Source organism: Vreelandella andesensis (assembly GCF_003989795.1).
Lineage (GTDB): Bacteria > Pseudomonadota > Gammaproteobacteria > Pseudomonadales > Halomonadaceae > Vreelandella > Vreelandella andesensis.
On the sequence record NZ_RZHG01000016.1, the window covers coordinates 1 to 9,580 of the forward strand.

10 protein-coding genes and 2 pseudogenes are annotated in these 9,580 nt (G+C 50.2%); 5 read left to right on the forward strand and 7 right to left on the reverse strand.

All coding sequences use genetic code 11. From position 1 onward, the window contains the following. Positions 1 to 408: 408 nt before the first annotated feature. Positions 409 to 1,173 carry an IS4/Tn5 family transposase DNA-binding protein gene (locus ELY33_RS07985; RefSeq protein WP_208644219.1) on the reverse strand — a complete coding sequence of 255 codons (765 nt, stop codon included), beginning with the start codon at positions 1,171 to 1,173 and terminating at the stop codon, positions 409 to 411. Between the two features lie 120 nt (positions 1,174 to 1,293). Between ELY33_RS07985 and ELY33_RS07990 the strand changes: the two are divergent. After that, a pseudogene (locus ELY33_RS07990) lies at positions 1,294 to 1,751 on the forward strand (ISNCY-like element ISMaq5 family transposase); the annotation flags it as partial. Positions 1,752 to 1,859: 108 nt separating this feature from the next. Here ELY33_RS07990 and ELY33_RS07995 read toward each other — a convergent pair. The 6 genes from ELY33_RS07995 to ELY33_RS08020 all read right to left on the reverse strand — a co-directional run bounded on the left by ELY33_RS07995 (position 1,860) and on the right by ELY33_RS08020 (position 7,687). Next, positions 1,860 to 3,467, reverse strand: a complete 1,608-nt coding sequence (locus ELY33_RS07995) for a gamma-glutamyltransferase family protein (RefSeq protein ID WP_126946500.1) — start codon at positions 3,465 to 3,467, stop codon at positions 1,860 to 1,862. A gap of 8 nt (positions 3,468 to 3,475) precedes the next feature. Next, a complete protein-coding gene (locus ELY33_RS08000) occupies positions 3,476 to 5,002 on the reverse strand; it encodes a tripartite tricarboxylate transporter permease (protein WP_126946503.1) in 1,527 nt (508 codons plus the stop codon). 8 nt (positions 5,003 to 5,010) lie between these two features. Next, positions 5,011 to 5,508, reverse strand: a complete 498-nt coding sequence (locus tag ELY33_RS08005; protein WP_126946506.1) for a tripartite tricarboxylate transporter TctB family protein — start codon at positions 5,506 to 5,508, stop codon at positions 5,011 to 5,013. Between the two features lie 27 nt (positions 5,509 to 5,535). After that, positions 5,536 to 6,486: a Bug family tripartite tricarboxylate transporter substrate binding protein gene (locus ELY33_RS08010; RefSeq protein WP_126946509.1), complete on the reverse strand. Its 951-nt coding sequence runs from the start codon at positions 6,484 to 6,486 to the stop codon at positions 5,536 to 5,538. Positions 6,487 to 6,575: 89 nt separating this feature from the next. Continuing rightward, positions 6,576 to 7,106: a chromate transporter gene (locus ELY33_RS08015; protein WP_126946512.1), complete on the reverse strand. Its 531-nt coding sequence runs from the start codon at positions 7,104 to 7,106 to the stop codon at positions 6,576 to 6,578. Next, positions 7,103 to 7,687 carry a chromate transporter gene (locus ELY33_RS08020; protein WP_126946515.1) on the reverse strand — a complete coding sequence of 195 codons (585 nt, stop codon included), beginning with the start codon at positions 7,685 to 7,687 and terminating at the stop codon, positions 7,103 to 7,105. The genes ELY33_RS08015 and ELY33_RS08020 overlap by 4 nt, the downstream gene beginning before the upstream one ends. 179 nt (positions 7,688 to 7,866) lie before the next feature. Here ELY33_RS08020 and ELY33_RS08025 point away from each other — a divergent pair, with 179 nt between their 5' ends. From ELY33_RS08025 to ELY33_RS08040, 4 genes and pseudogenes are all read left to right on the forward strand, one after another. After that, positions 7,867 to 8,580 (forward strand): GntR family transcriptional regulator, encoded by a 714-nt coding sequence (locus ELY33_RS08025; protein ID WP_244208583.1) that lies wholly within the window; start codon positions 7,867 to 7,869, stop codon positions 8,578 to 8,580. A gap of 128 nt (positions 8,581 to 8,708) precedes the next feature. Beyond that, positions 8,709 to 9,080, forward strand: a pseudogene (locus ELY33_RS08030) (transposase); the annotation flags it as partial. Continuing rightward, a complete protein-coding gene (locus tag ELY33_RS18085; RefSeq protein ID WP_244208584.1) occupies positions 8,986 to 9,477 on the forward strand; it encodes a TRAP transporter large permease subunit in 492 nt (163 codons plus the stop codon). The pseudogene ELY33_RS08030 and the gene ELY33_RS18085, both read left to right, overlap by 95 nt. Positions 9,478 to 9,497: 20 nt before the next feature. Then, the coding region (locus ELY33_RS08040) for a helix-turn-helix domain-containing protein (protein WP_136624666.1) at positions 9,498 to 9,580 on the forward strand (83 nt) is incomplete at its 3' end.

Here is a 9,580-nt window from a genome sequence, read left to right on the forward strand (position 1 = left end):
CACCCAAGGCATTGACCGTGATGTAAATGCCGCCTGCAATATCTTACAAGCAGGCACCGCGCTACTAGCCGGTGCTGAGAGTTGAAGTAATACCGAGGGTCACTCGGAAATCGACGCCTGTGGAGTTTGTATAAGACCGGCAATGCAAAGGCATTGAAGGCAACGGACAACGAAGCAGGAACCAGGAAGGCAACGACCTGGGAATCCGCCACTATAATCTCTGATTTAGTGGTCGGAGCGTGTCAATCTCTTACCCGCACTGCACTGAGCGAGTGGTATAACGAATAGCTTTATCGATTCGTCATCAGATTTTTCCCGAACTCGTCAAATCACCGACAAAACCCGACGTATCGATCGAGGAATTTATTCATGTCAACCACCACAACGCGCCGCGCCCTGAAACACCTTTCAATTACCTACAAGTTGATGATGCACTTGGGTTCGCAGCTTGGAACCCTTCGACGAAGTCAACCAGGATATTCGCCAGGACACGACGCAGCTGCGTATCAGAAAGTGAGTCCCCAGCTCCTGAGCCAAGCAGAAGAGTTCGAAGATGTCACTTTCTCGGTCACCGATATGCACGCAGCATTCGGTTGACCCGGCTATCTCTGTGGAACGTCGCCAATTATCGAGCCAACGCATGCTCTCTTTTTGATCGATGGGTACCTGGGTAGGGTTGATCTTACGCTTAAGAGACGAGGTTCCCTTGAACTTGTCCCGCGACCAGAACTTGGTGGCCGTCAGGCCCAATGGCAAACCTTCTGGGGTGATAGCCAAGCTCGCATGCATCAACAACCCACAGACGGTGTGCTGCTGGTGCCGTCCTTCCTTCATTTTGCGCCCGGTTGATACCTTGGTGAAGCCGTTTTTCTCTGGTGAGGAGCGCTTGAAAGAAAACTCGGTTGTATCCTGCAAGATCAGAATGGGGCCATCAGCAACCTGGATTCGTAAAGCCGTGGCTGCAAAATGCCCCTCTAATATCTTGTCTTCGCTGATATTTTCATTAGCAAAGAAGCGATAGGCGGCCTTTGTATTCGCCCAATCCTGGAATGCCGTAGGTAGGGATCTATCGGGTCTCTCCCCACTATCTTCCGAGATCATCCCTAACCTTCGGTTCAATCGTGCATCACCCAGATCGCAGCTCGTCGTTTCTTCCTCCACCCAGCGTCCCATATTTGTGCCATTCCCACGCTGTTGAAGATAAACAACGAATCAAAACAAGTTCTGGTTAATCAAGTGCAACCCCATATGATCGATGACTTGTGGGTAATTAAAAGTTTGGTGGAGCGATTACGGGTACTGCGCCAGGCCGATCGTGGACGACAGCAGATCATTGCGGGGGTGAAATCTTCCAAATCCTGCCAGAAATGGTTAGACGCTCTGGCGCACTTCAGAGATCTGATGTCGAGAGTGGTGGAGCAAACGGAACGCCGTGTCATCCAGGGCGAACGGGGTCCCTCTGCGGACAAAATCGTTAATCTATTTGAACCCCACACAGACGTCATCGTTAAAGGGTTCCACGATGTGCAATACGGTCATAAAATCAATCTGAGCAGTAAGTGAGCGGCTTTATCACCGCGTTGACCATCGAAGAGGAAGATCCAGGCGATAAAACGCTGTTCCTGCCGATACTCGATTTTCATCGGTCGGAGCTGGGCAAGCTGCCTCGCTCGGTAGTCGCTGATGGCGGCTACGCCAGCCAGGTAAATATCGCGGCTGGGCGCGCGATGGGCCTTAAGCACGTTGTGTTTCTGAATGGGCACTAACTAACGATCGTCGGTTGCCTTCAACGGCAACACGACGGAGAGGGATGAGCGAAATAGCGACTTATAATACTAACAACCTATCAAGTCAGCGATTTACCAGGGAAGCACTGCCCCATCGGTGCGTGGTTCAGTGCCACCTTGCAGTACGCCGGTGTCAGGGTCGCGCAGAATGATCTGTCCACGGCCAAAGCTGATCGAGTCAGCGACTTTGACGATGTCGTGGCCACGGCGTGCCAGTGCAAGCGCTAAGTGATTGGGAAAGTCGGCTTCGACTTCGATGGTTTTTCCTTTGATCCACTTCCAGCGCGGCATATCGAGCGTCGCCTGAGGGTTGAGGTGGTCTTCAAGCATGGCCGTTACCACTTGCACATGACCCTGAGGCTGCATATAGCCGCCCATCACACCGAATGGCCCAACAGCTTGGTTATCTTTGGTGATAAAGCCCGGGATGATAGTGTGATAGGTGCGTTTGCCGGGCGCTAGCGCATTCGGGTGCTGTGGATCCAGGGAGAACGACCAGCCACGATTCTGCAGACTGATGCCGGTACCCGGCACCACGATGCCCGAACCAAAGCCCTCAAAATTGCTTTGAATGAATGACACCATATTGCCTTCATCATCTGCTGTTGCCAGATAAACGGTGCCCCCCTTAATCGGGTTGCCATGTACGGGGTCAATGGCCCGCTCGCCGATCAGTGAGGCACGAGATGTTAAGTAGTCATCGCCCAGCATCTGTTCAACGTTCGGCTGCATAGATGAGCGTTCAGTAATGTAGTTCAAGCCATCTGCATAACCAAGTTTTGTTGCCTCGATACGGCGGTGGAGGGTTTCCACTGGGTCATTGGATTGCTCGCCTAACGATTCAAGAATACCCAAGGCTTGCAGCACAATTAATCCGCTGCCGTTAGGAGGGATTTCCCAAACATCATAACCACGATATCGGACGCTTATAGGTTTAACCCACTCTGGTTTGAAAGCTTGTAAATCTTCTTTGCGTAAAAAGCCGCCATGCTGACGTGAGAAGGCATCCATCGCATCCGCTAGACCTCCTTGATAGAACGCATCAGCATGACTGTTAGCAATTTCTCGCAGCGTTCTAGCCATATCCGGAGAACGCCAAACATCACCCGCTTTAGGTGCTTGGCCGTTGGGCGTGAAATGCGTAAACCAGGAGGCAAATTCTTCTGTCCCATATTGACCATAACGCTCTTCTGCACTTTTCCAGAGTTGGCTGGCTACTGCAGATACAGCGAAACCTTCTTCAGCTAATCCTATTGCTGGCGCTAACAGCTGTTCAAAAGGCAGTTTGCCAAAACGTTTTGAAAGCGCAGCCCAGGCGCCAGGCGCACCCGGCACTGTGACCGGTACTAATCCATGGGCAGGCATTTCATCATGACCTAGGGCTTTGACGGCATCACATGAAATACTCTTTGGAGCAGGGCCACTAGCATTGAGGCCATATAGCTCACCTTTCACCCACACAAGAGCAAAAGCATCACTACCAATACCATTTGAGGTTGGTTCAACGACGGTTAAAGCAGCAGCTGTAGCAATGGCAGCATCAATAGCATTGCCACCTTTTCGTAACATCTCTATGCCTACTTGTGCGGCAAGCGATTGAGACGTAGCGACCATTCCGCGTTTTCCAAACGTGACCATACGGCGTGAGGCGGAGGGGTAATAGTGCGGATCAGTGTGCATAGATATTCCTATTCAGATGTAGCATCGAGACGTTGAGCCATTAGACGGCGCTGTTTCATATAGCTATAAATACTGTAAATCACAGACACAACCGCCAGCGTAAGCAGCAGCGCTGATATTGGCCGAGTGAAGAAGAGTGTCCAGTCAGTGCTGGTCTGAAAGGCCCGTCTTAAGTTAGTTTCTGCGATAGGTCCCAATACAACGCCAAGTACAAGTGGTGCTAGTGGGTAGTCCAGTTTTTTTAGTAGGTAGCCAACTGCACCGATGCAGGCAAGCAGGTAAAGGTCAGATAGGCGGTTGTTCAGGGTGTAAGTACCAATGGCACAGCATGCAAGTACAACGGGCACAACAATATACTTAGGTACATTTAATAGCCGTAAAAAAGCCCTCATCAAGATAACGCCTAATACCAGCATGAAGACCGAAGCTATCGCCATGGCAATAAACATACTGTAAACCAGGTCGGGATGATCAAGTATTAAGCGTGGACCAATGCTGATGCCGTGTACCATTATGGCTGCCATGAGAACTGCATCGGCGGGCGAGCCTGGTATGCCTAACGCTATCAATGGTATTAGACTACCGCCCACCGTTGATGAGTTGCCTGATTCAGAAGCCACAACGCCCTGAGGCTCACCCTTACCAAACGTTTCTGGGTGCTTAGACGCTCGTTTAGCTTGGTCATATGCTAGTAAGTTGGAAATTGAGCTACCCGCACCGGGTACTGCGCCAATAAACACGCCGAGTAAGGATGAGCGAATAACATTGACGGGCTTCAATAAGATGTCTTTTATGGTCTGCCAGAGGTGAGGGCGCATATCCCCACTGATTAACGCGCCTGACGGGTGCTGTGTACCTCCGTTGGCAGGTTCTAATTCGGAAAGTAGTTGGCTCATGGCGTACATGCCGATTAATACCACCAGGAAAGGCACGCCTGCGGTCAGAATTTCGTAGCCAAAGGTAAATCGCTCGCGCCCCATGAGTGGATCAGGGCCAATAGTAGCGATGCCGATACCGATTAGACCCGCAATCAGTCCCCTGATAAGAGAGTCACCTACTAGGCTAGCTATAACAGTCAAAGCAAAAATAATAAGCGCAAAATATTCCCAGGGCCCTAATTTCACAGCCAGAAGTGCGAGCGGAGGCGCGGCAACGATCAGTACAGCAATAGAAATAATAGAGCCCACGAATGAAGCGAATAATCCCAAGGAGAGCGCTTTTCCAGGATTACCTTGTCGAGCCATGGGGAAGGCATCAAAGGTGGTTGCAACTGATGAAGGGGTGCCTGGAATACCCAACAGGGCAGCGCTAAATAAGCCGCCACTTAGTCCCCCTACGTAGACAGATAGCATGACCGCAATGCCCTGCATGGGGAGCATGGCAAATGTAAGGGGCAGCGTAAGGACAATTGCCATTGTAATCGTGAAACCGGGTATTGCTGAGGCAACAATACCTGCAAAAGTCGCTACTGCCATTAGTAATAGCGTATAGGGATCTGTCACGCCCCCTAGCGCCACGAGGAAAGCATCAGTCATAGATCACATTACCATTGAGCACGAGGAAGATAGATGTTGAAGGCCTCAGAAAATAAATAGTAAGGCCCAGCGGAAAAGAGAATGGCGACGAAAGTGGCAATCACTATGTTAGTAGACGTCCTGGGTGCTAGATAAAGCTGCGTAGTGAGCAGATATATAAAAGTGCTGGTAATAAATCCAGCAATTGGCATTGCTGTCATATACACAGTAAATAGCACCAGATTGATGATGACGGCCTTAAGTGCAATTAATTTTTTACAAGCAATGTAAAAGGATGTACGTGGTAAGCCGTGCTTGAAGAATTCAAATATAATTGCCATACCGCATAAAATAGTAATACTGGAAAAAATGATTTGTGGGAAAGTGCCTGCGCTCATGGGTTCCCAACGAGAGGCCGGCAATGAGCCGGCCTTGAAGGCCATGAATAAAGCACCCAGGGCGATGATGAGATAAGACAGCAGCTGTAATGCTGGGATTAATGCTGCCTCTGTCGTTCTGCGCTCCATAAAGGCCTCCTGATGAACATCGTTATCTTAATTAAGGAGGTGAGCGTTGTTTTTAATGAACTCGTCATTACGCTCTAGATAAGCGGTATAATCTTCTCTATTAAGGTAACGCACAGTGCCGCCTACATTTTCAATGTCGGTTTTAAATTCTTCACTATTGGCGACATTTTCTAGTGCGCTTTCCAGCGTTGAAATGATAGGTTCAGGGGTGCCTTTGGGTACAACAACGCCACGTGTTACCAAGAATTCAAGGTCATGCCCTAGCTCTTTCAACGTCGGTGTGTCGGGCAGCTCATCAATACGCTCAGAAGTGGCCGCGGCCAATACGTTTAAATCGCCATTTTCTACGAAGGCACGGGCTGAATAGTAGTCCTCAATGGCTGCTGTGATATGTCCACCCGCAAGCGCACGTAGTCTTTCTCCAGTGCCTTCATAACCTACATAGCCAAACTGAGTGCCAGTTGACTCTTCAAACTGCACTGCCCATAAATGTGGAATACCGCCCAGAGTAACGCCCATTCGATATTCACCTGGATTCGAGGTGACATCTTCAAGCATATCGTCAAGCGTTTCCCAGCCAGTATCTGCACTGACTACGATGACCGAGTTATCGCTTGTCATCATTGAAACAACATCAAAATCGTCCCAGTTAAGATCAGTAATGCCAGAATAGTGCGCAATTAGTAGGCCTTCATGTATCTGGGAGATAGTATAACCATCGCTATCACGGCGAGAGGCTTCACGTAGGCCTACTGTTCCGCTGGCACCAGGCATATTGATAACAGGCACAGCTTGGCCTAGCTCTGTTTCAAGGTGCCTGCTCACTAGGCGCATAAGCAAATCACTGCCGCCACCAGGCCCCCAAGGCACGATAAACTCGATAGGTTTGTCAGGATAACTATCAGCAGCCGTAGCAAATGCTGGAATGGATAGTGCTGCCGCTAAAGCGGTGGTAGTAAATAGCGATTTAAGAGTCATTGTTTACCTCATTGATCTATAAATTGTTGTAAGTTTTGGCGTGTTGAGTGGTGATACCCCTAGGCTTTTTGTAAAAATTTGAGTTATCTTTACGGAATAATAAGTCCTCCATAAACCAAAGCACCCATGACCACAAAGGCGGGATGTGTTTTGAAGCGAATCAGTGCAATAGCTGCAACTACACCAATAATCAGCGTGTGGACAGCACCAATGCTGTCGTGGCTTTCTAGCAGAAACCCTAAGGTCAGCCAGGCCATCATCATGGCGATAACTGGGCGAACCCACTGGCTCATGCACTTAACGCGAGGTGAGTCACGGTGGCGATATAGCAGCCCCAGTGCGCCTAGCATCAAGAGTAATGTGGGGATAACGGTGGCGGCCACAGCAATGAAGGCTCCGCCAATGCCCGCTACTTCATAACCAACATATCCCGCCATTTTGGTGGCGATAGGGCTAGGTAGCGCGTTACCGAGTGCTAATGTTTCAGCAAAGGCTTGAGAGGTCATCCAGCCGTAGCGGCCCACCACCTCGGCCTCAATCAGTGGGATAATCGCCGGGCCCCCGCCGTAACCAATAATGTTAGGGATAAAAAACGCTAAGAAGAGATCCCAAAAAATCACGGGCCACCCTCCGCGTTTTTAGCACCCGTGGGCTTAGTGCCTGAGGGGCGTAGCAGTGCGGCAACGAGAATGGCGCCAATCACCCAGCCCGGGTGAATGCCAAGCCAGTAGATTAGCCCGGCGGCTATAACGGCCATGGCAATACTGACTATCCAGCCTAGGGCGGCCTGTGATTTATCAAAAAAGTCCCAGGTGAGCTGCGCCATCATGACCATCACTACGGGCACTACCGCTTGGCCCATACCGTGAACCCATGCCACATCGCGGTAGCGGCTAAAAACGCCTAACATGACAATCATCGCTACAATCATTGGCACAATGATGGCAATGACGGCAGCGATACAACCTGTTACTCCGCCCACTCGGTAGCCAATGTAGCCAGGCATTTTAGTGGCAATGGGCCCAGGTAAGGTATTGCCAATTGCCAGTACGTCGGCAAACTCTTCGTCGGTTAGCCAGTGGTGGCGGGTAACGACCTCTGCGCGCACTAAGGGAATCATGGCGGGGCCTCCTCCGAAACCAAGAATGCCGATACGGAAAAAGGCCCAGAACAATTGCCAGAGGACAGCGGGTGGATTCATGGGCTCACATTCCGCAAAGCCAATGAAGAGATCAAAAACATACTCAGGCCTTATTTATCGTTTATAAGTTAAAAAATCGATTATCTTGTTTAAAATAGAATATAGGTAGTGTTTTATCTTACGTCAACAATGAAAAATAGAATGGACATCGGAAGTTGAGATGAATAAAGGACATCGTCATGAATAATTCTTTATCTACTTCACCAACGCCAGCAGGGCCAGCAGGGCCAGCAGGTACTGCAGGGCCAGCAGGTACTGCATCAAGCCGTGTGTTTGATCATCTACGCAAGGATTTGGTAGGCGGATGTTTTGTTGCCGGTGAAAAGCTCGCAATCAATGTGCTTAAAGATCGCTACCAAGTCGGTTTGAGCCCGCTACGAGAAGCACTCAATAAATTGGCGGCTTATGGGTTGCTGGTACAGGAAAATCAGCGCGGCTTTCGGGTGCCGAAGCTGTCGCGGGATGAGCTAGACGACATTACTCAGGTGCGTTTGGAAATGGAAGGTATGGCGCTAGAGCGGGCTATTGCTAACGGCGACTCGCTTTGGGAAGCCGATTTGTTGGCAGCTGCTCATCGCCTGAAACGGGTCGATATTACCTTGGATAAAGGCGAGGAGTGGGAGTATCTGCATACTCAGTTTCACCGTACGTTGGTGGCGCCGTGTGGGTCAGTCTGGTTATTACGTTTTATTGAGCAGTTACATGATCAGTTCGATCGCTACCGTCGTCTGGGACCAAAAATGCCGACGATTCGTCAAGAGCTTGATGAGCAGCATCATCAACTTGTGGAGCTTGCGCTGCAGCGCGATGCTAAAACGGCGCGTGAATTAATGGACGACCATATCCATAAATCTTATGAAGTTGCCCTGAAGCGATACCAAGAGCACGTGTAGCTAGCCCATCCAGAAACTAACAACCAACTGATTTTATGAAAAATTCTGAGAATAGATAAGAAAATCCTCTTGGCTCAGGTATGTTTTAAGTGCGACCAAAAAACATCCAACAACTGAGAGAACCCAGCATGCGAGAGACCCGCCATACTCGGGCTAGCATATTCGAACATTACTCGAATCACGAGTATGGCGCCAGACTCCGGAAGCTGTCGGAGGTCTTGGATAGGCAGCCCAAGATTCTGAATCTGGTGGCTGCCTATTTAATCGATGCATCCGTGTCAGCCGTGGGGCGAATTGGTCTCAGTGCCAAGAGTGTTCTGTGTTGTCTGCTGTTGAAGTAGCAACAGGGTTTCAGCTATGAACAACTGGCGTTTCATTTGTCGTATTCGGTGACTTATCGAACGTTTGCCCGACTGCCAGCCCACCTGTCACCCAGTCGATCCTGCCTGCAGTCGACGATTCGCAGCATCAAGCCGGAAACGTTGGAACGGGCGCATCAACCCCGCGCTTGGCCCAGCGGCCCCCGTTGAAGAACGTTTTAGCGCCAAAGAGAAACTCATCTCTTTACGCCACGTTATTGCGCCAGGACTTTTGGTTATTGCCGTACTGGGCTGCATTATAGGAGGAGTCACCTCGCATTCCGAAGCCTCTGCTTTAGGGGCAGGTGGTGCATTGCTCATTGCAGCGCTTAGAGGCCGCCTTAATTGGAGCCTACTGCGCTACGCAATGCTAAGCACTACGAAGATAACGGGTATGTTGCTTTGGATTGCCATTGCCGCAGTGTTTTTCAGCCGTATTTATCGACAAGCGCGGAATACGCCATCCAAGCTACCGCATTGGGTGGCGATGGATAGCACGGCGTCCGCAGGACGCCTTGTGTGCTGCTGTCTTACATAAAGTAGGCTAAATTGTAAGACATGAAAACCGAACGCGCCTACAAATACCGCTTCTATCCAACGCCCGAGCAGGCCGCCCTGCTGGCGCGGACGTTTGGGTGCGT

Excerpts from the sequence above, each read along its gene's own strand:
- ELY33_RS07985 (WP_208644219.1), bottom strand. The coding sequence starts at position 1,173 with ATGGGACGCTGGGTGGAGGAAGAAACGACGAGCTGCGATCTGGGTGAT.
- ELY33_RS07995 (WP_126946500.1), bottom strand. The coding sequence starts at position 3,467 with ATGCACACTGATCCGCACTATTACCCCTCCGCCTCACGCCGTATGGTC.
- ELY33_RS08000 (WP_126946503.1), bottom strand. The coding sequence starts at position 5,002 with ATGACTGATGCTTTCCTCGTGGCGCTAGGGGGCGTGACAGATCCCTAT.
- ELY33_RS08005 (WP_126946506.1), bottom strand. The coding sequence starts at position 5,508 with ATGGAGCGCAGAACGACAGAGGCAGCATTAATCCCAGCATTACAGCTG.
- ELY33_RS08010 (WP_126946509.1), bottom strand. The coding sequence starts at position 6,486 with ATGACTCTTAAATCGCTATTTACTACCACCGCTTTAGCGGCAGCACTA.
- ELY33_RS08020 (WP_126946515.1), bottom strand. The coding sequence starts at position 7,687 with ATGAATCCACCCGCTGTCCTCTGGCAATTGTTCTGGGCCTTTTTCCGT.
- ELY33_RS08025 (WP_244208583.1), top strand. The coding sequence starts at position 7,867 with ATGAATAATTCTTTATCTACTTCACCAACGCCAGCAGGGCCAGCAGGG.